Raw genomic sequence first — 24,854 nt, forward strand, 5'->3', positions numbered from 1 at the left:
TGCTCCGTCGGGCAAAACAGGGCTATATTGCCATCATCGGCCTACCTGATGCTGACGAACATGCCCCAGGCCGCGGCCAGCGCCGCGCCGGTGAAGAGAACCACCGGGTTGTCGCAGAACGTGCCGCCATACCTGCACACGTCCGCGCCGAATTGGCCGAGCTCATGACGGCTCGCGGAATAGAACAGTCCCGACAGCACCAGCAATGCAGCGGCGACGTAATACATCGAAGGTCTCTCCGGCTTGCCCCGTCCAGGCGACATGTCCCAGCATGAGGCGAAGAGATTTCACTTCGGCCAATCCGCTTTGCGGCATTTGAGATAAAGTTTGACCCGTCGGGCAAAACACCGGCAAGATGGCACAATCGACCGTGCCGGCGTGATGACCGGTCGTCGACATCAAAAAGGCCCCGCACCGCGGGGCCTTTGTCGTGTCGGAGCTCTGCCGGTCTATCGCCGTGAGCCCATTCCGTACAATTCGCGCTCGCGGACGACATCCTCCGGCGACAATGGCGGGCTTGCGGCGTCGAAGTCGGTCCAGCCGGACTTCTGCCATGCGGCGCTGCGCTCCTGAAGGTTGACCGATCGCTCGTGCAGAAGCGCATCGAGGCGCGCGCGGTCCTGATCTGGCACCCTCGCGGACACCAGCGTGCCGCCGCGGCGGACGCCCTCGGCATAACGCGATGCGTCTTCCCTGGAGACGCCGGCCTCGGTCAGGGCGCCGATGATTCCGCCGGTGGCCGCGCCGGCAGCCGCGCCGGCCGCGGTCGAGGCGAGCCATCCGGCCGCGACCACCGGACCAAGGCCCGGGATGGCAAGGAGGCCAAGGCCTGCGAGCAGGCCGGCGGCGCCGCCGAGCCCAGCGCCGATGCCGGCACCGGTGCCGGCGCCTTCGGCGCGATCATCGGTGCCGTCGCGGTCACGATCGACCTTGCCGGAGCGTGAGCCGTACCAATTGTCCGAATTGTTGGCGACGAGGCTGATGTCGGAATGCGGCACGCCGGCGCTTTCGAGCCGGGTCACGGCCCGCTCGGCATCGGCGTAATTGTCGTACAGGCGAGAGATGGTCGTCGTCATGTCTGGATCTCCTTGCTCGCGGATGACTTGCGCGAATTACTTGGCGGAAATTACTTGGCGGGGTTGACGTTGCCCTGGAAGTCGACGCTGACGTCGGTCTTGGTGCCGGCCTTGTCGGCCTTGCCGCGCCAGACGCCGTTGTCGTCCTTCTGGAGGCCGGAGACGTTGGAATAGCCCGCGCCCTCGATCCGCGATTTCGCCTGTCCCTCGGTGAAGCTGTTGCGGCCCGCGACCGGCGCGTTGGAGTTGTTCTGGTCGGAGCTGTTCACGGCGTTGTTGCCCGGCCCGCTTTGCGCCGGCTGCGATTGGGCGCCCGCGGGCACCGAACCGAGCAGCACCAAGGTTGCGGCCAGCACTGTCATACGTTTCATGTTGTTGTCTCCTGCAAGTGATTGTGCGGGCGACAACAAGTGAGAGTCGGATTGGTTGCTATTGGTTTGGATGAGTTTGCTGCGGCTCTTCGGTCGCGGCTCTTGGTAACGACGACGAGCGAGTTGCCGCCGCGGCCGGACATGCGTCCGCCACCTGCTACTTTGAAGATTGCACAGACTCGGCTTGGCCCTTGGTGGGCTCCCACGGCGCCGGAAGGATCACGCGGATGGGGCGGGCTTCGGTGGCGCCCTGAACCACAGGTGCGGCCTGTTCCTTGACGGGCTCAGCCAGCGCCACGCTCATCGGTGCAACCAGCAGCGCCAGGGAAGTTGTCATCAGCCGCACGTCCAGCATCGAAGCCTCCTGTTTGCGTGCTAACGCAATCCCCCGGAGTTGGTTCGGGGGCGATGGCCGGGAACAAGTGGCAATTTGTCGGGTTTGTAGAACACACGCCTGGAGGACCGGGCTGCTGGAGGAGGACACGATGAACATCAAGGCGATCATTGCCGCGGCCGTGCTGACGTCGGTTGCGGCTCCCGCGTTTGCGCAAACGTTCTACGTGGTGCAGGACGTCAAGACCAAGAAGTGCACCATCACCGAGTCGAAGCCGACGACCACGGAAACGACCGTCGTCAGCGGCGACACCGTGTACAAGACCAGGTCTGAAGCCGAGGCCGGCATGAAGACCGTCAAGGTCTGCACCTCGAACTGATGCACTGAGAGCGAAAGTCTCACCCGAGCCTGCGCTCGAAACAAAGCCCGCGCGGAGCGATCCGCCGCGGGCTTTATTTTTGCAAAGTTCATTAGTGTCGGTCCGCCACGCGCGGCCAGATAGGAACTTGGTCCGTCCCGGTCGATTGTCGTCGCACTTGAATGACGGGTGAGCCAACTCCGACCATGCAATCACGCTATCCCTTGCTGAAGCGGTGGACGGCGGACGAGCATGAGCGGCTGAAAGCGCTGGCCGAAGCCGGACGCCGCCCCGACGAAATTGCCGCAGAGCTCAACCGGAGCGAAGCCGCCGTGCGGGTGCGGGCCTGGCAGCACCGCATCGCGCTGCGCGGCGTCATGCAGAGGCGCGGCAAATAGCGCGTGCTGGGGGCGTGGACTCGTCGACACTCGGTCAGCGGGTCGATGTCTGCTTCACGCTCAAGGCGGATTGGGACATCAAGCGAAAAACCCGGCGTGTGAGCGTCCGGGCCGATCGCAAGTAAGAATTACAAGTCCAATGCAGGAGCTAAACCAAACCTCAACGGCCCTGTCTGCCCACTTTTGCACACCCGCGGCGAGCAACAAGTACAAGCTGCGTAAACAGCTCATGGACATCGCAATCGAACGTTCTTCGTGTGGTGCGCGTCTCGCAGGAACGACAGCGCAGCGTTTTCGTTGTGCTCGTCTTCTAGACAAGGAGGATAACGATCATGGACCGTGAACATGTGAAGGGCGCCGCTGACAAGGCAAAAGGTGCGATCAAGGAGGGGGCTGGCAAGCTTACCGGGGACAAGGACCTCGAAGCCGAAGGCAAGATGGATAAGGCCAAGGGATCCGCCCACAACGTCGCTGGAGATGTGAAGGACGCAGCGCGGGACGCCTCTGACGCCCTCAAGAAATAGCCAAAAAAGGAAAGTCTCAAACTGGCCGCCTCAGGGCGGCTTTTCCTTTTCCGCCAAGCCCAGGGCGATGACGAAACACGCCTGAAACAGTGCTGAAACCAGATCGTCCTGAACTCGGCGCCGGCCGGGGCCGACCAACAAAGCGAAACGGAGAGACAATCATGATCCAGATCGGTTCGAAGGAAGAAGTCGCGCTGCTGCTGGCGCTGTTTGGAACGCATACCCAGCCGGCGCAGCGGCCGAAGCCGAAATCGCAGCAGAGGTGAGTGACGCCATGCCCGGTTTGGCCGAATGCCAGAGCCTGCTCCGGCTTCTGATCGCCAGGGGAGATCCCAAGGCCATCCCGCTTGCCAAGGGCGCCATCGACCAGTACCTGAACACCGCACCGTTAAGCATGCGCGGGCGGGGTCTGCGCGTGCTCCAACGCGACGCGCTCGACCAGCACGATGCCGCGGTCGGCGTGCAGCGCTCGTTCGCCGAGACGGTGGACGCCTATATCGAGCACAAGCTCGCGGAGGAGTGAGCCGGCGCGGCCCGATCGCGTGCCGCCCGGTGTTCCCGGAACCTGCTGATTTCCAAAGTGATTTTTTGCGGTTCTTTGCAACCTTCGCTTGCCCTCTGCGCTATAGGGGGCAAGAGGATTACGGTCATGACGCGATATTACTTTGACCTTCGCGACGACAAGGGAATTGCGCTGGACGAGGAGGGACTGGAATTGTCCAGTGCGCGTGCGGTTCAGGCCGAGGCCGCCAAGTCCGTCGCCGACCTTGCGCGCGATGCGATGCTCGGCGCGCCGCCCACCGGCGACCGGCAGGAAATGGCGATCGAGGTGCGCGATGCGAGCGGCCCGGTCATGCAGGTGAAGTTCAATTTCCAGATCGAAGATCTCAGGTCGCGCCCGCAGTCACGCGGTCATTGACGCGTCAGCGTCGGGCGGGACGGCTCGGGCAGGGGCGGGCAAAGCTGCTCGGAGTCCAGCACCGCGATCTTTCGGCCGAGCTGCCAGACCTCGACCTTGCCGAGCCGTGTGAACCGCTTCGCAAAATCGACCGCGGAGGAATCGGACGGGGCTTCGAACGCTTCGGCGGAGCGGAAGACGCCGTTCTCGCCGATGAGATAAGCGCGATATTGCATCATGTCGGCGCCCTCAGGCCGGGCGAGCGCAGCCAGGAATCGATCTGCATGGCGGTTTCGTCGCGGCGCGCCTGGCGCAGCAGCATGTCGCGGCGGGGGCCAGGGGCCAATTTGCGCGCTTCCTCGCGGCAGCGCTCCGCTTCGTCCGCGAGTCTCTCGCGCAACGTGGTGGTCTGTTTGAAACGACGCCGCTTCTGCATGGGCGTGCTCCCTCATGAGAGTAGGGCGGGAGCGCAACTGGCGTTCTCATCACCGATCGATGCCACGGGCCTTGCGGTGATGAATTTACCTTACGCCTCCGGCACAGCGGAGTCACATCATTTGATATGGTGCGCGGATTAATTTTCGCGAGAAGCTTGAGCGTGTTGAGCGGCTTACTCAATTTGCGCCGCGCGAGTCCTAAAGTTCAATATTGAACAGAAGCGACCTCTGTTAGTTGATGTTGCATCACCGGCCAAGGCTTTGTCCGTAGGCGTCGGTGGCTGAGAGACCGAGCGCGCTCCCGCCTGCAAAGTAAGGGAGCACCGCGATGACCGTCTATCGGCCGTTGCCAGCCGACCACGAGCAGACCGAATACATGCGCCAGATCGTGCGCGAATGCCGCGAGCTGTTGAAGCAATCGCCACCCGATACGTTTCTGGGACGCAGGACGCACGAGCCTTTCCAGGGCGAGGGCGACGCTACGCCGAACGAGGAGCGTTGACCGTCAGCGCAATCGCGATGGTCGGCGAGAGGCCGGCCTGCAGGGTGCGGGTTTGCGCGGCGTTGTCGCAGATGGCTTGCGCAATGGAGCGCTCGCGGAGCAAGGCGAGGCGAAGCCGCTCGGCTTCGCGGAGGGCGGCATCGGCGCGCGCCAACAGGGGATCGTCCGTTGATCCGTGCATGCGAGGGAACGCGATGGGTTGCCGTTTGTTCCTGGTGGGGGCGCTCGAACCTGTTTTAAGCGATCACGTCTTCCTTCTCGGTCCCTCGCGCGACGATCTTCAGGGCGTCGTCTCCGAGCGGCCGCTGCAACGCACTCGCTTCGTCCCAAGGTGCCCGGAGCCACACGTCCCACTCCTCAGCGGTCGTCAGGATCGCCGGCATGGCCTTGGGATGGATCGGTTCAACCACTGCGTTCGGGTTAGTCGTAAGAAACCCATAGACCTGATGCGGTCCCGGAATGGGTTTAGACTTCGTCCCGCGATCACCGTTGAACGTGGTCCAGATGCCGGCGAACGCGTACAGAGGTCGCGCCTCCGCGAGCGCAAACCAAACGACGTCCTTTTTCTTGGTTTCCGGATTCGGCTCCGGCGCGTACTCGGCAAAGCTATTCGCCGGCACGAGGCAGCGGTGCTCGGGCTTGAGCCAGGCTCGCCAATGGGGTGACGAGGTGTTGCGGATGTTCGTGACGGGCGGCCCGCCAGTGCGGGGCGGCGGCGGCATGCCCCAGCGCATCATCACCAGCTCGCGCTCGCCGCCCGCGTCGCGAATGACGGGGGCGGGGTAATCCGGAAAGACGCCGGGCATCGGCGGCAAGTTGCCTTCGTAGCGACGGACGATGCGGAAGAGGTCGGCGATGGCCACCTGATTGGTCGTAATCGAATATAGATTGCACATGAGTGGGATTGTCTCTTATCGCTCGCCCGGCCACCAGGTCGTAGGCGGTTGGCTGGCTGAAATCTTTGTTGGCCGCAGCGCCACAAGCTCGCTGCGCTTGTAGGGGTGCCCTCGCATCTGCGAACAATCCTTGCAGCGCATGTAGCGTTCAAGTTCGTGGATCGGAGTCGTCTTTGGTCGCCGAATGATCTCGAGTGCTATGGTCTGATTGGTATCGCAGCCATGACAGCGGACCTCGAGGTAGGGGTATCCTCCATTGATCGCATCGCCGATGGTCGGCGAGGGCTGCGCCGGTCCCTTGTAACCGAGCATCCGGCTGTTCCACGCCACACAGGCCAGCTTGTCAGCTTCCTTGCGCGCCTCTCTGGCGCGCTCGGCCGCCATCTTGATCTGAGTGCCGAAGAGATATTGGCGCGACTTTGTGGACATCCGGGTATCAAAGGCATGAGCCAACAGGGTTTGGCAAATTATCGATTCCTAGTAGGCGACGGAGCCGGCGAGCTACTGCCTCTCGTGGCTGTGGAAAACCATGCCTGGCCGTTCGCTGTCACAGGTCCTCCCGCAATCCCTTGAAGAATGGATGCCGCACCTTTCCCTCAGCCGACTTGGCGCGGTACTCGATTTCAGCAAGCAGTTTTGGCTCGACCCACGTACCCTTGTGCGCAATGCGCTTGGCGTAAGGCTGCGTCCTGCGTCGTAGCGGCTCCAGGCGCTTGCGCAGTTCGGCGGCTGACGTTTTGTCGAAGCCGTGGTCGACCTTGCCGGCGTAGATGAGATCATCGCCCTTGCGGCGGCCGAGATACACGCCGTCCCACTTGCCTTCATCGAGCGCGAAGCCGGCGATGGTCAAGGTTTCGCGTTGCGCGCACGTCGTCTTCGTCCAGTTGTTATTCCGGCCAGAGTTGTAGACGCTGTCGCGAACTTTGGAGACCACGCCCTCCAGCCCGACCTTGCAGGCATGGGCGAACATCTGGCGGCCGTCCATTTCGAAACTTTCGCTGAACTGCACGTCGGTGCCGGCGACGACCTTCTTCAGCTCGGCCTTGCGCTGGACCAGCGGCAGGCTGCGGAGGTCTCGTCCATTGAGATAGAGGAGGTCGAAAACCACGAGTACGATCTTGGAGGACGTGCCCTTGAGCTCATTCTGAAGCACCGAGAAATCGGTCGTACCGTCAGCAGCCGGGACGACAATCTCTCCGTCGATGATCGCCGAGCCTGCCTTGATGTGCCACGCGTCCTCGGCGACCTTCTTGAAGCGCCGGGTCCAATCGTGCCCACGGCGCGTGTAGATGGTCACGGCCTCGTTCGCCAAATGCATCTGGACGCGATAACCGTCGAATTTGATTTCGTGAATCCACCGATCTCCGGAGGGCACCCTCGGGACGGAGGTTGCCAAGGCCGGTTCGATAAAGCCCGGGAAGGGCGCCTTGACGCCGATCGCCGGTGCCCTTCGCTGACGCTGGGACGCCACTCAATCACTCCACGCAACAACTCATTTGATTCGAATCTTTTTGCGGGGATTCGTTCCGGCCTCGCGGCGCGACCAAACGAGACACAAGGAACAAACTGAATCTCCATTCGTTTTCGCAAGGCATGGAGGTGCGATATGGCTAAGGCGAAGAAGGCGACCGCTCGTGGTCGCAAGCAGGACCGCGCGCGCGTAGCGGGCGGGCAGGATTACGAGGTTCGTTACGAGGCGAAGAAGACCCGCCGCTCGGCCTCGGCGGTGAAGAAGGCGGTCAAGAAGGTGGGCAGCAGCCGGAAGAAGGTGGAGCGGAAGTTGGGCCGGTAAACCAACAACTTCCGCGGCCGTGCGCTGGGATCAGGAAGTGATAAGGTGGACATCATCAGGCGATGAACCGGTCGGGGAACCAGCATCAGCCGGGATGCATAAACGGTTTGCTGCGAAACTTGCCCGCCTGGATGTCTTCATTGAACGCCTCTGGAAGGTCGTCAGTATCGCAGACCAGCCCGAGTAGTGCGAATGATCGCCTAAAGCCGCATAAAAATAGGCTCATCGACTTGTCCACTGTCACTTGGTATTCGTAGTCGAATTGCTCGTGAAGGCTGGTATTTGCGCGCTGAAGAATAGGCGTCCGGCCCAGCACCGAAAGTATCTCATTCGGAATCTTGCCGTCTATCACTTGAACGTTGCTGAAAAATCGTATGACGATTACACCCTCAACCGGAACGATCCGCCCAGCGTGTTTGTAGTGCAGCGCGCAGAACAGTTTGGTGCCAAAAGCCCGCAACGCCTGCCAAAATTCTGGCTGACCAATTGAGATAAGCGGAAAGTCCCCGAGTGTCTGATAGCCGTCTATGGATCGCCCGGTCTCTTTAAGAAAGCGTCGGACCTCATTTGCGGAGAGCCGCATGCCTTTGTACGCTTCCGGGAAGGCGTAGTGTACAGCGGCCATGGCGCGACGCATCTCGCGATTTTGCGTCTCCGTGGTGAGATCGTTAGCGTTCATGATGCGGGCGAGCATCGCGACGATCTTTTCGTCGTGACGCGTGAGGTTGTTGCAGGCGTTGCAAGCGGGGAAGTTATAGCCGTCCGGCCATCTTCGCTCGTCGAAGATACCCCGAGCGGGTACATGATCTTCAGTTTCAGCAGGCCTTTTACCGCCGCAAAAGCAGCAGATCGGATGTGCGGCAAGGAATGCTTGTTTGCGTCGCTTTCTGTCCCCCATGCCAATGTCTCTACGCTGGGTTGCTGAGAGGCGCAATATGCATTGGAACGGCTACACCCCGGTTTGACACGTCAGGCAAAACACTGTCAGAATAGCATCATCGAGACGAGTTTGTTTTTGGCCCGCGCCGGTTTTCCGACGCGGGTTTTTTGTGTCTCGATCCAAGATTGACCGGAGTAATTTTCAGATGGATTTCCCCCATGACCGAAGCGGTGAACTACAACCTTCTTTCCCAAAATGCTCTCGCCAGGGCGGCGGCTCGCCGCGCCCTGAAGCAGCGGACGCTAACTGAAATCAAATCCTTGGCGCGGACGCATACGAACCTCGCCATCAAGACCCTCGTGCAGATCATGCGCGACAAGGAAGCTCCCGCCCATGCCCGCGTGATGGCGGCCAACGCCATCCTCGACCGGGGATGGGGCAAGCCGTTGCAGCCGATCACGAGCGAAGATGACAACCCCATTCGCTTCGTTCACCGCATCGAGCGCGTCATCGTGCATCCTGGCGACGACGTGACGATGGAGGCGCATATCGAGGAGAGCGTGCAGCAAGCGCCGATCAGTGTCCTCGGTAGCGTCGGCGCGGTGCGCGACGGCGATGCTTCTTACGAAGAGCTTTGGTTGCAATCGCAGGAGCAGGCATGAGCGACATACTTCGGAAGTTGCTTCAAACGCGGGTTCAGCCAGCGCCGAAACCCGAATGGCCGCGATGGATCGCCGAGGCGCTTGCATACAAGCCCGAGAGCGCAGTGCAAGTGAAAGCACCGCCCAAAACGGTCCCAGCGGGCCCGAACAGGCGAGATGATTATCGGGCGTTGACCCGAATAAGGAACACTTGAAGCTTGAGCCCGCAGGAGACCGCGGGCTTTTGACAGCCGATGTCGGCTGCTGGGGGCCGAGTGGACATCTTCTAAGAGCCAGAGCATTTCAGCTTGTGACCCGGAGCGGACATGGCGTGATGACCGACAGAATCGTTTCAGCGCCATGACCACATAAAAAAGACCGATAAGGTAGGAGAAATTCTGCGCATTCAACGCTTTGGGGTGCGCCCGCGAATATGGTCAAAGCCTAGCTTGATTCCGGCGAAGCGCGCTTCGACCATCGGCTCAAATTCGAGGTCGGTGAAGATATAGGGCCAGTCGTTTTCGACGCCTTCGCGGACGAGTTCGCCGACATAGAGGGGGTCGATACCTTGAGCGACGCGTTCCCGGATCTGGTCGATCCGTTCGGCAATCGGGCCCGAAGTCGGCGGGGCACGGACTGCCCCGACGAAGCGCTTGGGGAGGTTGCGGCCTGAGTTCATGATTTGAGTGCGGACGTACCCAGGACACAGCACCGATACGCCAATTCCGCGGGGCGCGAGCTCTTGCCGCAGCCCCTCGGACAGCGCGACAACGCCATACTTTGAAACGTTGTATGCAGTGCTCGCTCCTGAAATGAGGCCTGCGAGCGACGCTGTGGAGACGATATGTCCGCCCTCGCCATGCTGCTCGACCAACGGCCCGAAGATCTCGATCCCCCAAATGGTAGCCATCAGGTTGACGCCCAAGGTCCAATTCCACGACGCATCGGTCCAGGTGCCGTAGGGCCCACCGCCGCCGACGCCTGCGTTATTGACGAGAATATGGACCTTGCCGTAGCGGGCTGTCGTGGCCTCGGCCGCAGCCGCGAGTTCGGCTTTGAGTGAGACGTCCGCCTTCACGCCGTCGACATCGACATTAGTGAGCCGCAGTTGCTCGAGCGCTTCGGACAGCGCCGCCTCTTCAATATCGCAAAGCATCACTTTCGCCCCAGCCTGGGCGAAAGCGGTCGCGATCCCCAGTCCAATGCCCGACGCCGCACCGGTCACGAATGCTGTCTTTCCCGCCAGTTCCTTCACGCGCATTCTCCTCCAGGCGAGCGGACACGCTCGCGCTACAACGCCAAGTTTTAGCTGACGCTCACCGCACTTTCAACGAATCGGAAGCATCCAGGATCATCCCGCTCCAGATACCTCGCGGGTCGATATCTCGGTTCGAAAGAACGTAATCGATCTCGCCGCGCGTAGTGCCGATGTCTATCAACTCCCTATCGCTTAGGCCGGACAAGGCGGAGCGCAATTTCAGACAATCGCGCCGCTCCTGAAAGGCATCCCGGTATTTCCGAATGAGACGAGAGGTGTAACGTGTCGATGCGGATGTCCTTTCCAGCCAGGTCGTGCTGTAGGTCGTGCTCATTGCGATGTCTCCCTCGGACGGTGTTTTCCACCCGCGCAGGGTGCCAGGAGATCGACAGGCGTGCTTGACGCGCAGCTTACATTTTCCTCACCGGCAGCTTATTCTTGCCGTTTCCACCGTGGCCAAAGCGCTGACTTGTGACCGCGGCCTCTGATCTAGGGAATTTTATAGCTTGCGTTATTTCTTCGAGGACTACGCATTGGATCCCGACCGTCGCGAGCTAACTCGCGGCGTCAATGTTGTCCTCGTGGCACCGCAGGTCTTTGACCTGCTAGAGTACCTTATCCGCAACCGGGAGCGCGTCGTCAGCAAAGACGACCTCATTAGTGCCATTTGGAATGGGCGCAGCGTGTCGGATGCAGCGTTGACGACCCGCCTCAATGTCGCCCGCAGCGCGGTTGGTGACACAGGGGAGGAACAGCGCCTCATCAAGACGTTGCCGCGGAAGGGCTTCCGTTTTATCGGGCCAGTGCGAGAAGAAGCGGGTGATAGCCGGGCAGTCACTGACAACAGGGTAAAACCAGAGAAACTTACACTCGCGCTCCCCGATAAACCCTCTATTGCCGTACTGCCGTTTGAGAACATGAGCGGCGATCCCGAACAGGACTACTTTGCAGACGGAATGGTGGAAGAAATCACTACTGCTCTTTCGCGGTTCAAATGGTTGTTCGTGATCGCGCGCAATTCGAGCTTCACATTCAAAGGCAAAGCTGTAGACATCACGGAGGTCGGACGCAGGCTTGGCGTGCGCTATGTCCTTCAAGGATCTGTGCGCAAGGCGGCGGGGAAAGTTCGAATCGCAGGGCAGTTGATTGACGCGGTTACAGCCGCGCACATCTGGGCGGACAGGTTCGAGCGCGACCTGACGGATGTTTTCGCTCTGCAGGACGAAGTCACGGTCGCGGTTGTCTCAGCCATTCAGCCAAAGTTGCTCCAAACGGAAATAGGATTGGCGACGCGGCTGCGACCGGAGAACCTCACCGCCTATGACTTCTATCTCCGTGCTATGCAGCAGTATTACCTGACAACCCGCGAAGGTTTGGCCGAGGCGATCAGGCTGGCGCATGGAGCTTTAAAGCTAGACCCTCGGTTCAGCTTTGTCGCGGCACTCGCAGCTACCTGTCACCTGCGGAACATCCTGTGGGGCTATGCAGTCGATCCTCAGTTCGACAGGAAGGAAGCAATTCGGCTTCTTCGTTGGGCTTTGGATATTGACGATGATGATCCAGATACGCTGGCGCTGGCTGCAGCGACATCAGCCTTCATGGTCGGCGATTGCGAAACTGAGATTGAATTAATTGACCGGGCGGTTGCGCTCAACCCAAATTCCTTTGTGGTATGGAGTTGCAGAGGCCAAATCTACAGAATAGCAGGACTGTACGAGGAAGCGATCCGCAGCTTTGAACGGGCCATTCGCGTGAGCCCGGTAGATCCGCGGCTACACCTGCTGTTTGCTGGGATGGGGAGTGCCCTTGTTGAGCTTCGTCGATTTGATGCAGCCATCGCCGCAGGGAAGAAGGCCCTTCGTCAGAACCCCTCCGATCTGGTGGCTTACCGCTATCTAGCATCCGCTTTTGCTCATCTCGGACGTGAGGCCGAGGCCCGTCAGGCGGCGGCGAATGTGCTTGCGGTTGATCCTGCCTTTACAATCTCAGCATTCATCGCGCGGGGCGGGCAGTCAAACGCGAAGCTGTTGGTCGAAGGACTTCGCAAGGCCGGGTTGCCAGAGTAAGCTCATGATCGCCTGTGCAGCCGAGGTGATTGAGCGCGAGACGCAAGTGCAATTGGCCCGGGCGGACTGAGCGCCTGAGCGCAGCGATGTCTGCTTCCTAAGCGTGACCCGAACAGCTCTAGCAAGCTGCCTAAGTCAGCCTATGACCCGTAGCAGACTTCCTCTATTCATGGAAAATTGAGCATTCACCGTGTTCTCGGTCGACGGAGTGCTGCTGTGCAACCCACAAGTGGGGTGGCGTTGTCGGCATTTTGGTCCACCGGTCAGAACCGAGATTAAGTGTGATCCCTCTCTGCAAAACCGTCGGTTTAGCTCTGTTTGCTGCTACGAGCTTATCGGTAGCGGCTTGTTCTCCCCAGGAGGACGTCCATCTCACCTGCGCGACGACCATCTTTGTCGCGGACAACCTTATGGAAACCGGCAAAGTCCCGACTGACGCTGCGCTGCGACAGAAAGCGAACGACGCTGAGATCAACCACCAGAACGCGTCGACGACTTTCAGAAGGTTGGACACACGTCAGCCTGAAGGAGAACGTGAACGCCTTTTGGAGCTTGCTTTCATTTTTGGGAATGAACGCGATCGCATTCTCAAGGAGCTATCGCCAAAGGAAATCGTCGCCCGGGCGAAGACCTGTATCGAACAGGCACCTCCGAAAGGGCGAGGGTTTCCACGTCCTGATGGCAGCTTTTGACCGAAGGGCGACGGCCGCGCCGCGCACTAACCGCTGGCATGGAGGAGAAAGTCTGGTGTACTTCACAGCCTTTCTGATCGTAGTCGTCTTGAGCGCCGTGGCATCGTTTCGTCGATCCAGGACTTTATCACAGAATTCTCAGGGGGCTGCCTCGGCCCAGCGGCTTAAAGCGCGGCAACAGGCGCTTTGGCCGGCGATGTGCGCGGCGATCTTTGCGCTCGCGCTGCTCGCATTTCATCATGTTCAAGACAAGCAGGACTTTGGCCCGTCTGTGGCACTCAACCTCGCGGCGTTTACCGCCGCTTTCTTGGGCGGCTGGTTTCTTGGCGTCATTGGCGGGATGGATTGGGATTGAAGCGCGCGATAAGCGCAAAGAGAAGAGGTGCGCCGGATTGTCGCCGCTGACGAGCTACCATGATGTGGGCATCGTCCTGTCGATGTCTGGTTTTGGCCCATCGCGTCGCAGCCGATGGCCAACGAAATGTCAGCGGTCAGGGGTAGACCGGGCTTAACTTAAACTCGGCCGACCGTCGCGATCGACCCATCCCTGCCCCAGCGGAATGCTCGGTGGGGCGTCGGCTGTCGGGTGTAGAGCGGAAGCCGATTGCAGCGGTCGGGACCGACGATTTTGACCCGAAGCGGACAATCAACCTTCCGGCACCCCGGCTAGGCGCAGACCCCCGTAAAATCGCTCGCGGCCGGCAAGGAAGGTCGGATTGTTACTGGGCGCGGTGTCGCGCAAGCGGCGGATGGTGAAGGTCGGATCAAGTGCTAGGGCTGCCTGCGCGGTTGCCTTCGCTTCATCCAGTTCGCCAATCCGCGTCAACGCGTCGGCGAGCCAGAAGTGCGAAAGCGGATTATTTCGATTGGCCTCGATGCTTCGCCTTAACCAAACCACGGCTTCCTCGCCGGCACCCAAGTGCAATTTGGCTCCGCCAATGACGATCAGCCAACGGAAGGCTCTTATGTCACGAGGAGATAGCCGGAGCGCTTCAAGGATGTGCGCCTCGGCTTCCTCCGCCCGGCCGACGTATATTTTCGCCAGACCGATCCACGCGTGAGCCTCGGCCAGATTGCGGTCCAGTGCCAACGCTCGCTCGCATGCAGCAATGCCATGCGAGGCGCGATTTGTGTTGATCTCAACGAGACCGAGCTGCAGGTGCGCCATGGCGTGTTGTGGTGCCAACGACAAGGCCCTGCCCAACAGCGTTTCTGCCGCTGCGAGACGAGGGGCCGCGTCGTCCGTCATGAAATTCGCTGATAAAATCACGTCGACCTCCGCTCTGCCGACCAAGGCTTCCAAGCAGGCCGGATCGAGCGCCAGGGCACGTTCGAAGAAGCGCTGTGCTTGCGTGAGGTGCTCAGGGGTATGCCCCCGGTTGAAGATGGCTCTGCCTCGGAAATACAGATCTATCGCGTCCGGGTTTGCGGTGCTCTCGGCTCGCCGCGCCTCGGCTGCAATCAGTTCGGCATTCAGCGCGTTGGCCAGCCGAGATACGATTTCGTCCTGCAGGTCCAAAAGGTCGACGAAAAGCTTGTCGAACCGCTCTGCCCAAAGTTGGTTACCCGTTTCGGCGCTGACCAGCTGTACGTTGACGCGAAGCCGGCGACCGGCCCGCTGAACCGACCCCAGCAAGATATAGCGGACGTTCAATTCGCGTCCGATCTGTTTGAGATCGATCGGCTTGCCTTTGTAGGCAAATGCGGTGTGTCGGCCTATCACGAACGAACCGCTGATGCGCGACAGGTCCGTGTTCAGGCTCTCCGTCACGCCGTCGGCGAAATAGTCCTGCTCGCTGTCACCCCCAATGTTTGCGAAGGGCAGCACCACAATGGAAAGACGAGGTGCAGGGGCGAGGCGGGACGTGTCGGTACTGCCATGTGTAGCGGCAACCGCACGCCAATGATCTTCATGGACCGTGCCGACGAAGCGAAAACCCTTGCGCGGCAGTGTCTTGATCAAGTGCTGCTTTTCCCCGCTGTCGCCGATGGCGGTCCGGGCGGCATTGAGGCGGGTCGTCAACGCGGCATCCGAGACAATGCGGCCGTTCCAGATTGCGCTGATGATCTCGTCCTTGCTGACCACGCGTTCCCTGTTGCGGATCAGGTAATGGAGCAGGTCGAACACCTGCGGCGAGACGGGGATCAAGTCGGCGCCTCGACACAGCTCGCGCCGCTCAGTGTTCGTTGCGCGGTGCAGTTCGCGCCGGTCGGTGTCCAGTGCGTAATCCTGAAAGAGATAACGCAAGCTGCCATTCCTTCTGGGGGGGCTCTGAAGCCCTTGAGCACGAAGAATAAGCTGCCGGTAAGGAAAATGTAAGTCATCAGTTGAGCGCGCAGGCGCATCTTGCGGCAAGCAGTTCGGGGCGGACCCGAAGTGACGCTGCGAGACCGCCAGGACCGATTTTGACACAAGGCCGACGCGGCAGACTTACCCTGTTATTGTCACGAAGGCCCGCTCATTCTTGCCGCCAATCAAGTGAACCCTGATCCGAACCTAAACTGAATGTAAATTTGAGGGAGCCAATGGCAAAGGAGTTCGCGTACGGCGACGCGGCCGCGGTTGGGTATGATCGCGCGTTTGCACATGTGTCACGCCACTTTTTGCCGTTCCTTCTGAGTGCCGCACGTGTTGCGTCTGGCATGAAGGTACTCGACATCGCAACGGGCACTGGACTGGCAGCGGCAGAATCCTTGCTCGTAGTTGGACCAACAGGGCACGTCGTTGCGGCCGACGTATCGGAAGCCATGGTTGGACAGGCGCGGCAGCGCCTGAGCGCGGCGGCAAATATCACCTTCGCGGTGGAGGACGGCCAATCTCTCTCGTTCGCCGATAGCAGCTTCGATGCTTTGATTTGCAGTCTCGGGCTAATGTTCTTCCCTCATCCCTCGCGCGGATTGTCGGAGTTCTTGCGTGTCCTTCGGCCGGGCGGACGCGCAGCAGTTTCCGTTGCGACCGTGCCGGAACGAACCTACAACGGCAGCGTCAACACAGCTATCGCCAAGCACTCGCCAGCGATCCGCGAGGCAACGGCGAGGATGTTTTCATTGGGTGACCCGGCGCGTCTGCGACAGTTGTTCGAGAAGGCCGGATTCCAAAACATCGAATTGACGAGGCAGGCGCACCGGTTCAGTATGCCATCTTTCGACGCCTACTTTGGTCCGTATGAACGCGGCGACGGTCCGACTGGACAAGCCTATCTGACACTCCCTCAATCGGTGCGCGATATTGTTCGCGAGGAAACGCAACGCAGCCTCGGAGATAGAGGCGGGCCCGTAGAAATCGAGGTTCAATATCAGTTCGCAAGCGGCCAACGCCGCTGATGAAAGTGGTCGGCCGCTGCTGCCGTGCACATTCCGCGTGATGTCCGCACTTGGCCCATCGGCGACATCAAAGATGTTCCCCCATTTGGGCTCTTATAGAGGGAGAAGCGGACATCTGGAGCAACCAAACGAGGCGTACACCCCCTACGCGCCGCCCGGCCCGAACCACCGCGTCAGCGCCTCCGCAAGTCCGCGGCCGCTCCCGTCGCCCACCCAGGCCACATGGCCATCGGGCCGCACCAGCACGGCGCTCGGCGCGGCGACCTCGCCGATGGCCGGAAGCAGCCACGGGCCGTCGTAATCGGCATCGACGATCCCTATGCGCTCCGTCGAGAGAGAGATGTCGAGGCCGCCCGGCTGGCCGAAATTGAGCAGCACGCCGCGCGCGCCGTGCAGCAGCGTGAACAATCGTAGCTTCTGTCCGCCCGCCACGAGATCGAGATCGGGCATGCGGCGGCCGAGCAGCGCGTGGCCTTCGCCGAGATCGTAAGCGATGTCGAGCCCGCTCATCATCGCGCCGAGGCGCTGTCGCGGCTCGTCCATGGCGAGCAGCTCGGCGATCACCTCGCGCGCGGCCTTGCGGCCGTCGTCGCCGCGGCGGAGCAGGGCGATCTGCGCCATGGTGTTTTTCAGCACGCGCGCGGCCACGGGATGACGCTCGCTGTGATAGGTGTCGAGCAGGCTCTCGGGCGAGATGCCCTTGACCACCTGCGCCAGCTTCCAGCCGAGATTGACCGCATCCTGCACACCGAGGTTGAGGCCCTGGCCGCCGACGGAGTGATGAATGTGGGCGGCATCGCCGGCGAGCAGCACGCGGCCTCTGCGATAGGATGCGGCCTGCCGCGCCGCGTCGGTGAAGCGGGAGATCCAGGCGGGATTGTTGACGCCGAAGTCCGTGCCGTAGACGGCTTCGAGCGCCGCGCTGAGATCGCGCAAGCTCGGCTCGCCGCTGCGCGCGAGCTCGGCTTCCGTCACGACGGCCAGCACGCGCCCGCTTCCCGTCTTGCTGAGGCCGTGGAAGCCGAGCGCGTCGTGACGCAGGCCGAATGGGGGCGCCTCGCGCATCTCGACCTCGGCCATGAGGTTGCTGAGCGAAGGTTCTGAGCCGGCGAAGTCGATGCCGGCGTTCTTGCGCACCAGGCTGCGGCCGCCGTCGCAGCCGACGAGGTAAAGCGCGCGCAAGCGCATCCCGCCGGACAGTGTGATGTCGAGGCCGCTCGCGTCTTCCGCAAAGCCCGTCACCTCGCGGCTGCGATAGATCGGCACCGCGAGCTCGGAGGTCCATTCGGCCAGCAGGCGCTCGATCTGGTTCTGCCGCAGCGCGAGCCCATAAGGATGGCGGGTGGGGAGATCGCCGATGTCGAGCCTGGTCCAGGCGAAGCCGGCGAGCTGGGTGATCTGTCCTTCGCGCAGGAAGCGCTCGGCAATGCCGCGCTGATCGAGGATCTCGATGCTGCGCGCGTGAAGTCCGCCGGCGCGCGTCTCGACGATGTCCTGGCTCGCGCGCCGCTCGACGATTGCGACGTCGATTTGAGCCAGCGCGAGCTCGGCGGCCAGCATCAAGCCGGTCGGGCCGGCGCCGGCGATGACGACTGCATGGCCGGCGGCAGTTGCGCGTTCCGCGCTGGTTCGGCCGCGCGAGCGTGACGTCGGAAGCGGGAAAGGCATGTCGTGACCCCTCGACTGGTTGTTCAGGCCGAGGGGTCTTACGCGATCACCGGGGGCTTGAAGCAAGCCCCTTGCGCACCACATATCGAGGTGGGAGATGAGGCTCTCGCCTGTTCGGCGCGTTGACACGTCGGGCAAAACGCCGGCACAATGGCATCATCGAGATGCGCGCCGCTTGTGCCGCGGGCTAATCGTCCTTCGCCAAATCGCCGGGTTGTGTAGGCAGATCGATGGTGCCGCCCTCGCCATGCGCGAGATCGCGGCCGTCGTCCGCCGTCACGTCGGCATCTTCGACGATCGCCTGCTGCGTGGCGCGTTCCTTGTCGATGCGCGGCTTCGAGCCCGGACGATCTCGCAACGTCTCGTCTTGCGCTGTGCCGGGTGAGGTCGTCTTGATTGTCATGGCCGGTCGCTCCTGATTGTCCAACGCGGCTCGTGCGAATTCGTTCGTTTGACACGTCGGGCAAAACACTGGCAGAATGGCATCATCGAAACGAGTTTGAGATGGCCCGCGCGGGACGCAATCCGCGGGGCTTTTTCAATTCAGCGGAAGGTTTTGACACGTCGGGCAAAACACCGGCATAATGCCATCATCGAGACGAGTTTGGTTCACCCGCGCGGAACGCGATCCGCCGCGGGTTTTTTCGTTCTCGATTTTGGAATCGGACGGCGGCGGCGCATTGCGGCCACGCACTCGCTTGATAACGCGTTGAGAGAGCGCCGATCGGCGCTTGCCACTGGCCTGATGGGTGCCGTCTGGCTTGGTGTCAAGGTGGTCCTGGGCAAATGAGCCTTCATGGCGCCGGTGACGTCGCCGCGCGTCCGATCAAGATCTGCTGCGCAATGAGTGGCTCATGTACAGAATTCGTATCGTCGATGCGTCCGATGATGACGTTGCTGAAACCCTATCTGATCTGCATCGACTCACGTTCTTCGATGCCGCGGCGATGTTTCGACCTTGGCGCGTGGTGGCTAGCTTATCACGACGAGGAAGCAGTCGCCTTCGCCGGAATTGTGCCCTCGACGCACGTTCGAAATGGCGGCTATTTCTCCAGAGTCGGCGTGTTGCAACGGCATTGGGGACGCGGCCTTCAACGCAGATTGATGCGTGTGGTCGAGGCGAGGGGACGGCGTATCGGATGGGACAGCATCGTCTCTGATACGACGGATAATCCGGTATCGGCGAACAACTTCATTCAGTCGGGCTATCGGCTGTTCGAGCCCGAGACCCCTTGGGGCTGGGCGCATACGCTCTATTGGCGGAAGTGGCTGCACTGAGCAGGTTTGCCGCCGCATGGAACGCGCCGTCTATCTAATGACCAGTACGTGCCTGGAACGTCCGAGGACCCGGCAGCCTGGGGCTGCCGGGTCCTTTTTGCGTATTGAAGCGATGTCGGCGTGGGACTTGCGAAGTCGGTGGCGTCGGGCTTTAAGTCTGCTCTTGCAGGAAATTCGGCGGCCATAAGCCGATGTAAGGGAGAGCGCGATCGATGCCCACCAAGCCTCAATTGCCGGTACGTGCCTCGCATGGGACGGGAGGCCCGACCGCGCTCGATGGTCTATTGGTCGTCGATTTTACGCGCGTGGTGGCCGGCCCTGCTTGCACCCAGACGCTCGCCGATTACGGTGCGCACGTTATCAAGATCGAGAATCCCGATGGCGGCGACGACACGCGCGCCTATGAGCACGCGGAGATTGGAGGCGAGAGCGCCGCCTTTCTCAGCCTGAACCGCAACAAGCGCGGCATCGCGCTCGATCTTGCCGTGCCGGAGGCGCGCGAGATCGCGCTGGATCTGATCCGCAAGGCAGATGTGGTCGTGGAGAATTTTTCGAGCGGGGTCATGAAGAAGTTCGGGCTCGACTATGAATCGGTCGCGCCGCTCAACCCGCGGCTGGTCTATTGCTCGATCTCCGCCTACGGACGCAGCGGACCGTTTGCCTCCCGGCCAGGCTTCGATCCGATCACGCAAGCGGAAAGCGGCTTCATGTCGCTCAACGGATTTGCCGACGGCCCGGCGGTCCGCACCGGCCCGCCCATCGTCGACATGGCGACAGGGATGTCCGCCTGCAATGCCATCCTGCTGGCACTGCTGGCGCGGGAGCGGCTCGGCCGTGGGCAGCATGTCGAAGTTGCCCTGTTCGACGTCGCGATGGGAATGACCGGTTTCTACGGCATGGCCTATCTCATCAACGGAGAAAATCCCGGCCGGTTCGGCAATTCGCCGAGCGGATCTCCCACCGTTGGCGTCTACGAGGCCTCAGATGGGCCGCTCTACATGGCCTGCGCCAACGACCGGCTCTACCGCCGGCTTGTGGTCGAGGTGCTGAATCGGCCCGATCTCATCAACGATCCGCAGTTTGCGACGCGCAAAGCCCGTTCGGAGAACAAGGAGCTCCTGCGGGCAGCCATTGCCGAAGTCTTCGCCAGCGATACGCTCGAGAACTGGATGGCGAAGATGAAGCTGGCCAATATCCCGGTCGGCTATCTCCGGACGGTCGAGGAGGGCTTCAATGCCCCCGAGGCTCGCGAGCGCCATCGCTTGAACCGGATTCCGCATCCGACAGCCGAGTGGGTGCCCAATATCGAGCCGCCGATTACGATGAGCCTGACAGCCGCGGTCGACCCGGTCGCGGCACCTCTGTTGGGCGAGCATACCATGCAGATCCTGCACGATACGCTCGGCTACAACGAACGTCGGATCGCTGATTTTGTCGAGAAGGGCGCCTTTGGCCCGGTCAAGCCTCCAAGGTCGACTTGAGGCACTGGCTCGGCTTGATTTGGCGAAGGTCCCGCCGCATAAATGTATGAAAGCGAGGGACACGAATGGCGCCTGGCCAGGAGCCGAGCAAGACCCAGCCCGCAGGCTTGCAAGCCGGCGGTGAGATCTATGCGTCAATGATCGCGAGGGCCCGGGCGCTTCTGCCGCGACTCCGTGAGCGGGCGGCACGGACGGAGGAGCTGCGGCATCTTCCGGCGGAAACCGAAAAGGACCTTCATGAGGCCGGCCTGTTCCGGATGCTGCAACCGGCCCGGATTGGTGGCGCTGAGCTCGACTATGTCGCCCTCGTCGATTGCGCTGAGCTGCTCGGGCAGGCGGATGCGTCGGTTGCCTGGAATCTCGCCAATCTGGCGAGCCATCACTGGATGCTCGGCATGTTCGAGCGACGCGCGCAGGATCTGGTCTGGGGCCGCAATCCGGATACTTTGATCGCGTCCTCGTTCATTTTCCCCGCCGGACGCGCCACGCGGGTCAAGGGCGGATACCAGTTGCATGGCAGTTGGCCATTCTCCTCGGGCGTTGCCTCCTGCGAATGGAATATGCTTGCGAGCGTGGTCTATTCCGACGACGATGCCGACGGCATCGAGTATCGAATCTTTATGCTACCGAGCGGCGATTACAAGGTGCTGGACACCTGGAACGTCGCCGGACTGCGTGGGACAGGATCTTGCGACGTCGAGGTCAGGGATGCCTTTGTGGCTGACCATATGACGGTCGCCGTAGGGAACCTCTCAGGTGGCCCCACGCCGGGAAGCGCGGTCAATCCGAATCCTCTGTACACGCTGCCTGTCTTCTCGCTATTTCCTTACGTCCTCTCCGGTGTCGCGCTGGGGAATGCACAGGCGTGCCTCGACGATTATACGGAGGTCGCGCGTCATCGTATTTCGACGTACAACCGCGCCAAGCTGAGCGATTTTCAAAGCACGCAGATCAAGATCGCGGAGGCCTCGGCCAAGATCGACGCTGCGCGCCTGATCATGCGGTCGGCCTGTCTCGATGCCATGGAGGCCGCACGGCGCGGCCATATTCCTGACATGGCAACCAAGACCAGATATCGCCGCGACGGATCCTTTTCCGTGAACTTGTGCACGGACGCGGTCTCGATGCTGTTTGCCGCGAGCGGCGCTCGCGGGCTGTTCACGAGCGGCGTGTTACAGCGGCAGTTCCGCGATGCGCACGCGATCAACTCACATCTCGCGTTCAACTTCGATGCGGCCGGGACCAACTACGGACGGGTGGCCCTCGGCCTGCCCTCCGAGAATCTCACGCTGTGAGGTCGGCCGATGAATGACCTGCCGAAGCAGCCTCGCGCGCCGGATCCCGCCAATGAGTTCGCGAGCGACAGCTCGCAGATTGATCCTCGCGACTTTCGCAACGCGCTCGGAACTTATGCAACGGGCGTCACGATCATCACAGCGGCAGCGCCCGACGGCAAGCCGTACGGACTGACGTGCAATTCCTTCGCCTCGGTCTCGCTGAATCCGCCGCTGGTTCTGTGGAGCCTCGTCGTCTATTCCTCGAGCCTGACCATCTTCCAGAACGCCAGCCATTTCAGCGTCAACGTTCTCGGCGCTTCACAACAAGCGCTTGCGAACAAATTCGCAAAATCGTCGGATGACAAGTTCACCGGCGTCGACTGGACCCCCGGCCTTGGCAACGCTCCAGTGCTCGCCGAGAGCGTCGCCAACTTTCAATGCCGCTCCGTGAATCGCTATTATGGCGGTGACCATGTGATCTTTCTCGGCGCGGTCGAGGCATATACCTACAATGCGAAAGAGCCGCTGCTCTTTGCGCGAGGAGCGTTCGGTCGCTTCATGGCCGACGATGAGCGCAAGAACAGGCGGTAATGCGCCCCTAGAGCGCTTTGCGCTCTGCCGCCGAAAGCTTGTAGATCTCCAGCGCGTCCGCGTCCGCACCTCGCGCGGCCTTCGCCAGCCTGAAAAGCTGTCCGGCAAGCGCGGCCATCGGCACTGGCGTCGAAGTCGCCTGTGCAACATCGGCGACCGTATCGAGATCCTTGAGCATCGTGGCGATGTGGCCGAGCGGCGGGCTGTGAATGCCGTTGACCATTCGCGGCACGAACAGCTGGAGCGGGATGGAATCCGCAAAGCCGCCTGCGAGCGCTTCGGGCAACCGGTTGGCGTCAATTCCGGCGTTCACGGCAAGGCGGGTTGCTTCCGCGAGCACGGCCATCGCGCATCCGACGATCACCTGGTTGCACAGCTTTGTGGTCTGGCCGGCGCCGACCGGGCCCATATGCGTGAACCTGCGCGCCATGGCCAGCACATAGGGCCGCACCCTCTCGATGTCACCAGCTTCTCCGCCCGCCATGATGGCGAGCGTGCCTTCCTCGGCGCCCTTCGTGCCCCCGGACACCGGCGCATCGATCCAGCCCGCACCGTTCGCGTTCTTCAATCGCGTTGCGAGGTCGCGCGCTGCGTCTGGATGGATCGATGAGAAGTCGACCACAAGCTTGCCCGCGCCAGGGGCCACTGCCAGACCTTCGGGCCCGAAGATCACCTCCTCCACCGCCGCCGCATCCGTAACGCACAAGAAGACAATATCCGAGCTCCCCAGGAGATCACGCGGCGTGACCGCGCGCTTGGCGCCAGCCTCGACCAGCGGCGCCATCTTGCCCTCCGAGCGATTCCAGACAGCGACCTGATAGCCGGCCTTCAGCAGGCGTCGGGTCATCGGCGTTCCCATGAGTCCGAGGCCGAGATAGCCGAGCTTCTCGGTGCCGTTCTTGCTGTCGTCAGCCATAGGTTGCCTCCTTCTGTCGCAGACGCCGCTTTACCATACATTGCGTACCTGCCGGCAAGATCGCCCACCTCGCATGGCTTGCCTGATTGTTTGAACCATGAAACATTTGAGGCGGTCGGGTTGGGGCGCCAGTCGGCGCCGAAGCAGCGGAGTGGAACGATGCGAACCGTTTCGAAGTGGATCCTGGCTTTGGGGGCGGCAGCCGCCGTGAGCGCGGGCGCAAGCCCGTCATGGGGGCAGCAGACGATCCGCGTCGGCTGGACCATCCCTGCGGAGGAGTCCAAGTACTGGATGATGCGCAGGCCGGCAGAGTTTCCCAATCTCGGCAAGACCTACAACATCGAATGGACCCAATTCCAGGGCACCGCGCCGATGACGCAGGCCCTGGCGGCAGGTGCGCTGGACTGCGCGACGCAGGCGCCGCTCTCCCTCTCCAATGGGGTCGTCGGCGGCAATCTCAAGGCCTATATCGTCGCGCAGCATGTTTTCGAGATGCCCGGCGGCTTCTCGGTCTACTGGGCCGTCAAGGATGACTCGCCCATCAAGACAATCGCGGATCTCAAGGGCAAGACCGTCGGCATTTCCGTGATCGGTGGCGGTACGCAAGGGCCGTTCAATCTGCTCTTGAAGCAGAATGGCGTCGATCCGGCCAAGGACATCAAGCTGGTCGAGGTTGGCTTTGCCGTCTCCGAGGACGCGCTGCGCCAAGGCCGCGTTGACGCGGTCAATATGAACCAGCCGTTTGCTGCGCGCGCGGAGGCAAAGGGCGGCACAAGGAAGCTGTTCTCGCTCTCCCAGGCCATGCCGAACATCGTGCACATCCTGGAAGCCTGCCGTGCCGATTTCGTCGACAAGAACCCTGAGTTGGTCAAGGCCTATGTCCGCGATATTACCTCGGGCATGAAGAAGGCACTCGCGAACCGCGAGGAGACTCTCAAGGTCGTCAATGAAGTGCTGAAAGCCCCCATCCCGGTGCTTGAGACCTACTTGCTCAAGGACAATGATTTCGGCCGCGATCCGGGTGCTGCGCCGAACTTCCCGGCGATCCAGAAGATGCTGGATATCTATGCAGAAACAGGAATGCTGCCGAAGCTGGATGTCGCACAGTTCAAGCATCCGTCGATCGTCGCGCCGCTGCAATAGAAGCGGGACGAATTACCGAACTAACATCGTAGCGTTCCGGATCATCCGGGACG

General features: G+C 61.5%; 33 protein-coding genes and 1 pseudogene. 17 read left to right on the forward strand and 17 right to left on the reverse strand.

Going from position 1 to position 24,854, the window contains the following annotated elements; genetic code table 11:
- Nucleotides 1-41: 41 nt before the first annotated feature.
- The 4 genes from I6F20_RS34145 to I6F20_RS34160 form a co-directional block, all read right to left on the reverse strand.
- Complete coding sequence (locus I6F20_RS34145) at nucleotides 42-227, reverse strand: hypothetical protein (RefSeq protein WP_036007759.1); 186 nt, start codon at nucleotides 225-227, stop codon at nucleotides 42-44.
- 222 nt (nucleotides 228-449) lie between these two features.
- Nucleotides 450-1,076 (reverse strand): general stress protein, encoded by a 627-nt coding sequence (locus I6F20_RS34150; protein ID WP_036007643.1) that lies wholly within the window; start codon nucleotides 1,074-1,076, stop codon nucleotides 450-452.
- A 50-nt stretch (nucleotides 1,077-1,126) separates the two neighbouring features.
- Nucleotides 1,127-1,447, reverse strand: coding sequence for a hypothetical protein (locus tag I6F20_RS34155; RefSeq protein ID WP_109145701.1), 321 nt, complete (start codon nucleotides 1,445-1,447; stop codon nucleotides 1,127-1,129).
- 157 nt (nucleotides 1,448-1,604) lie between these two features.
- The gene (locus tag I6F20_RS34160) at nucleotides 1,605-1,802 is read right to left on the reverse strand and encodes a hypothetical protein (RefSeq protein WP_225130313.1); all 198 of its coding nucleotides are present in this window, start codon (nucleotides 1,800-1,802) and stop codon (nucleotides 1,605-1,607) included.
- Nucleotides 1,803-1,932: 130 nt separating this feature from the next.
- Between I6F20_RS34160 and I6F20_RS34165 the strand changes: the two genes are divergently transcribed.
- The 5 genes from I6F20_RS34165 to I6F20_RS34185 all read left to right on the forward strand — a co-directional run bounded on the left by I6F20_RS34165 (nucleotide 1,933) and on the right by I6F20_RS34185 (nucleotide 3,980).
- Nucleotides 1,933-2,160 (forward strand): hypothetical protein, encoded by a 228-nt coding sequence (locus I6F20_RS34165; RefSeq protein WP_225130315.1) that lies wholly within the window; start codon nucleotides 1,933-1,935, stop codon nucleotides 2,158-2,160.
- Between the two features lie 185 nt (nucleotides 2,161-2,345).
- Nucleotides 2,346-2,537, forward strand: a complete 192-nt coding sequence (locus I6F20_RS34170) for a Myb-like DNA-binding domain-containing protein (protein WP_109142990.1) — start codon at nucleotides 2,346-2,348, stop codon at nucleotides 2,535-2,537.
- Nucleotides 2,538-2,869: 332 nt separating this feature from the next.
- Nucleotides 2,870-3,061, forward strand: coding sequence for a CsbD family protein (locus tag I6F20_RS34175; protein ID WP_036043977.1), 192 nt, complete (start codon nucleotides 2,870-2,872; stop codon nucleotides 3,059-3,061).
- 274 nt (nucleotides 3,062-3,335) lie between these two features.
- On the forward strand, nucleotides 3,336-3,584 hold the full coding sequence (locus I6F20_RS34180) for a hypothetical protein (protein WP_225111967.1): 249 nt from the start codon (nucleotides 3,336-3,338) through the stop codon (nucleotides 3,582-3,584).
- Between the two features lie 126 nt (nucleotides 3,585-3,710).
- A complete protein-coding gene (locus tag I6F20_RS34185; protein WP_036043973.1) occupies nucleotides 3,711-3,980 on the forward strand; it encodes a DUF6894 family protein in 270 nt (89 codons plus the stop codon).
- Here the strand turns inward: I6F20_RS34185 and I6F20_RS34190 are convergent.
- A complete protein-coding gene (locus tag I6F20_RS34190; protein ID WP_036043971.1) occupies nucleotides 3,974-4,198 on the reverse strand; it encodes a hypothetical protein in 225 nt (74 codons plus the stop codon). The genes I6F20_RS34185 and I6F20_RS34190 overlap by 7 nt on opposite strands.
- A complete protein-coding gene (locus I6F20_RS34195; protein WP_036007627.1) occupies nucleotides 4,195-4,395 on the reverse strand; it encodes a hypothetical protein in 201 nt (66 codons plus the stop codon). Before I6F20_RS34195 ends, I6F20_RS34190 begins: the two co-directional genes overlap by 4 nt.
- 329 nt (nucleotides 4,396-4,724) lie before the next feature.
- Between I6F20_RS34195 and I6F20_RS34200 the strand changes: the two genes are divergently transcribed.
- Nucleotides 4,725-4,898, forward strand: coding sequence for a hypothetical protein (locus I6F20_RS34200; RefSeq protein ID WP_225130317.1), 174 nt, complete (start codon nucleotides 4,725-4,727; stop codon nucleotides 4,896-4,898).
- Here I6F20_RS34200 and I6F20_RS34205 read toward each other — a convergent pair.
- From I6F20_RS34205 to ligD, 4 genes are all read right to left on the reverse strand, one after another.
- Nucleotides 4,876-5,052 carry a hypothetical protein gene (locus I6F20_RS34205; RefSeq protein WP_225130319.1) on the reverse strand — a complete coding sequence of 59 codons (177 nt, stop codon included), beginning with the start codon at nucleotides 5,050-5,052 and terminating at the stop codon, nucleotides 4,876-4,878. The two genes, I6F20_RS34200 and I6F20_RS34205, sit on opposite strands and share 23 nt — an antisense overlap.
- An 82-nt stretch (nucleotides 5,053-5,134) precedes the next feature.
- On the reverse strand, nucleotides 5,135-5,794 hold the full coding sequence (locus I6F20_RS34210; protein ID WP_225130321.1) for an SOS response-associated peptidase: 660 nt from the start codon (nucleotides 5,792-5,794) through the stop codon (nucleotides 5,135-5,137).
- Nucleotides 5,795-5,809: 15 nt separating this feature from the next.
- Entirely contained in the window at nucleotides 5,810-6,223 is a 414-nt protein-coding gene (locus I6F20_RS34215) for a hypothetical protein (RefSeq protein WP_225130323.1), read from the reverse strand.
- Nucleotides 6,224-6,341: 118 nt separating this feature from the next.
- A complete protein-coding gene (gene ligD / locus I6F20_RS34220) occupies nucleotides 6,342-7,265 on the reverse strand; it encodes a non-homologous end-joining DNA ligase (RefSeq protein ID WP_225130325.1) in 924 nt (307 codons plus the stop codon).
- A 135-nt stretch (nucleotides 7,266-7,400) separates the two neighbouring features.
- Here ligD and I6F20_RS34225 point away from each other — a divergent pair, with 135 nt between their 5' ends.
- Nucleotides 7,401-7,586, forward strand: a complete 186-nt coding sequence (locus I6F20_RS34225; protein WP_225130327.1) for a DUF3606 domain-containing protein — start codon at nucleotides 7,401-7,403, stop codon at nucleotides 7,584-7,586.
- A gap of 85 nt (nucleotides 7,587-7,671) precedes the next feature.
- On the opposite strand, the gene I6F20_RS34230 is transcribed toward I6F20_RS34225, so the two are convergent.
- Complete coding sequence (locus tag I6F20_RS34230) at nucleotides 7,672-8,484, reverse strand: hypothetical protein (protein ID WP_225130329.1); 813 nt, start codon at nucleotides 8,482-8,484, stop codon at nucleotides 7,672-7,674.
- A 200-nt stretch (nucleotides 8,485-8,684) separates the two neighbouring features.
- Between I6F20_RS34230 and I6F20_RS34235 the strand changes: the two genes are divergently transcribed.
- Nucleotides 8,685-9,128 carry a hypothetical protein gene (locus I6F20_RS34235; RefSeq protein WP_225130331.1) on the forward strand — a complete coding sequence of 148 codons (444 nt, stop codon included), beginning with the start codon at nucleotides 8,685-8,687 and terminating at the stop codon, nucleotides 9,126-9,128.
- Nucleotides 9,129-9,513: 385 nt separating this feature from the next.
- Here I6F20_RS34235 and I6F20_RS34240 read toward each other — a convergent pair whose 3' ends face one another.
- On the reverse strand, nucleotides 9,514-10,362 hold the full coding sequence (locus tag I6F20_RS34240) for an SDR family NAD(P)-dependent oxidoreductase (RefSeq protein WP_225130333.1): 849 nt from the start codon (nucleotides 10,360-10,362) through the stop codon (nucleotides 9,514-9,516).
- A 61-nt stretch (nucleotides 10,363-10,423) separates the two neighbouring features.
- Entirely contained in the window at nucleotides 10,424-10,699 is a 276-nt protein-coding gene (locus I6F20_RS34245; protein WP_225130335.1) for a YjiS-like domain-containing protein, read from the reverse strand.
- Between the two features lie 172 nt (nucleotides 10,700-10,871).
- Between I6F20_RS34245 and I6F20_RS34250 the strand changes: the two genes are divergently transcribed.
- The 3 genes from I6F20_RS34250 (at nucleotide 10,872) to I6F20_RS34260 (ending at nucleotide 13,478) form a co-directional block, all read left to right on the forward strand.
- Nucleotides 10,872-12,431, forward strand: coding sequence for a winged helix-turn-helix domain-containing tetratricopeptide repeat protein (locus tag I6F20_RS34250; RefSeq protein ID WP_225130337.1), 1,560 nt, complete (start codon nucleotides 10,872-10,874; stop codon nucleotides 12,429-12,431).
- 281 nt (nucleotides 12,432-12,712) lie between these two features.
- Complete coding sequence (locus I6F20_RS34255) at nucleotides 12,713-13,123, forward strand: hypothetical protein (protein ID WP_225130339.1); 411 nt, start codon at nucleotides 12,713-12,715, stop codon at nucleotides 13,121-13,123.
- Nucleotides 13,124-13,178: 55 nt separating this feature from the next.
- Nucleotides 13,179-13,478 (forward strand): hypothetical protein, encoded by a 300-nt coding sequence (locus tag I6F20_RS34260; RefSeq protein WP_225130341.1) that lies wholly within the window; start codon nucleotides 13,179-13,181, stop codon nucleotides 13,476-13,478.
- 291 nt (nucleotides 13,479-13,769) lie between these two features.
- On the opposite strand, the gene I6F20_RS34265 is transcribed toward I6F20_RS34260, so the two are convergent.
- Nucleotides 13,770-15,371, reverse strand: coding sequence for a winged helix-turn-helix domain-containing tetratricopeptide repeat protein (locus I6F20_RS34265; RefSeq protein ID WP_225130342.1), 1,602 nt, complete (start codon nucleotides 15,369-15,371; stop codon nucleotides 13,770-13,772).
- Nucleotides 15,372-15,649: 278 nt separating this feature from the next.
- Here I6F20_RS34265 and I6F20_RS34270 point away from each other — a divergent pair, with 278 nt between their 5' ends.
- Nucleotides 15,650-16,447, forward strand: a complete 798-nt coding sequence (locus I6F20_RS34270; RefSeq protein WP_225130345.1) for a class I SAM-dependent methyltransferase — start codon at nucleotides 15,650-15,652, stop codon at nucleotides 16,445-16,447.
- A 144-nt stretch (nucleotides 16,448-16,591) separates the two neighbouring features.
- On the opposite strand, the gene I6F20_RS34275 is transcribed toward I6F20_RS34270, so the two are convergent.
- The gene (locus I6F20_RS34275) at nucleotides 16,592-18,115 is read right to left on the reverse strand and encodes an FAD-dependent monooxygenase (RefSeq protein WP_225130347.1); all 1,524 of its coding nucleotides are present in this window, start codon (nucleotides 18,113-18,115) and stop codon (nucleotides 16,592-16,594) included.
- 187 nt (nucleotides 18,116-18,302) lie between these two features.
- A complete protein-coding gene (locus tag I6F20_RS34280; RefSeq protein ID WP_225130349.1) occupies nucleotides 18,303-18,518 on the reverse strand; it encodes a hypothetical protein in 216 nt (71 codons plus the stop codon).
- A 451-nt stretch (nucleotides 18,519-18,969) separates the two neighbouring features.
- On the opposite strand from I6F20_RS34280, the pseudogene I6F20_RS34285 reads away from it, so the two are divergent.
- The 4 genes and pseudogenes from I6F20_RS34285 to I6F20_RS34300 all read left to right on the forward strand — a co-directional run bounded on the left by I6F20_RS34285 (nucleotide 18,970) and on the right by I6F20_RS34300 (nucleotide 22,742).
- Nucleotides 18,970-19,393, forward strand: a pseudogene (locus I6F20_RS34285) (GNAT family N-acetyltransferase).
- Nucleotides 19,394-19,605: 212 nt separating this feature from the next.
- Nucleotides 19,606-20,874 (forward strand): CaiB/BaiF CoA transferase family protein, encoded by a 1,269-nt coding sequence (locus I6F20_RS34290; RefSeq protein ID WP_225130351.1) that lies wholly within the window; start codon nucleotides 19,606-19,608, stop codon nucleotides 20,872-20,874.
- A gap of 65 nt (nucleotides 20,875-20,939) precedes the next feature.
- Nucleotides 20,940-22,169 (forward strand): acyl-CoA dehydrogenase family protein, encoded by a 1,230-nt coding sequence (locus I6F20_RS34295; RefSeq protein WP_225130353.1) that lies wholly within the window; start codon nucleotides 20,940-20,942, stop codon nucleotides 22,167-22,169.
- Nucleotides 22,170-22,178: 9 nt separating this feature from the next.
- A complete protein-coding gene (locus I6F20_RS34300; RefSeq protein ID WP_225130355.1) occupies nucleotides 22,179-22,742 on the forward strand; it encodes a flavin reductase family protein in 564 nt (187 codons plus the stop codon).
- Between the two features lie 7 nt (nucleotides 22,743-22,749).
- Here the strand turns inward: I6F20_RS34300 and I6F20_RS34305 are convergent, their stop codons facing one another.
- Nucleotides 22,750-23,658, reverse strand: coding sequence for an NAD(P)-dependent oxidoreductase (locus I6F20_RS34305; protein WP_225130356.1), 909 nt, complete (start codon nucleotides 23,656-23,658; stop codon nucleotides 22,750-22,752).
- 159 nt (nucleotides 23,659-23,817) lie between these two features.
- Here I6F20_RS34305 and I6F20_RS34310 point away from each other — a divergent pair, with 159 nt between their 5' ends.
- Nucleotides 23,818-24,801 (forward strand): ABC transporter substrate-binding protein, encoded by a 984-nt coding sequence (locus tag I6F20_RS34310; protein WP_036007594.1) that lies wholly within the window; start codon nucleotides 23,818-23,820, stop codon nucleotides 24,799-24,801.
- Nucleotides 24,802-24,854 lie beyond the last annotated feature (53 nt).

Origin of the sequence: Bradyrhizobium sp. IC3123, from assembly GCF_020193625.1 — a bacterium.
Classification (GTDB): domain Bacteria; phylum Pseudomonadota; class Alphaproteobacteria; order Rhizobiales; family Xanthobacteraceae; genus Bradyrhizobium; species Bradyrhizobium yuanmingense.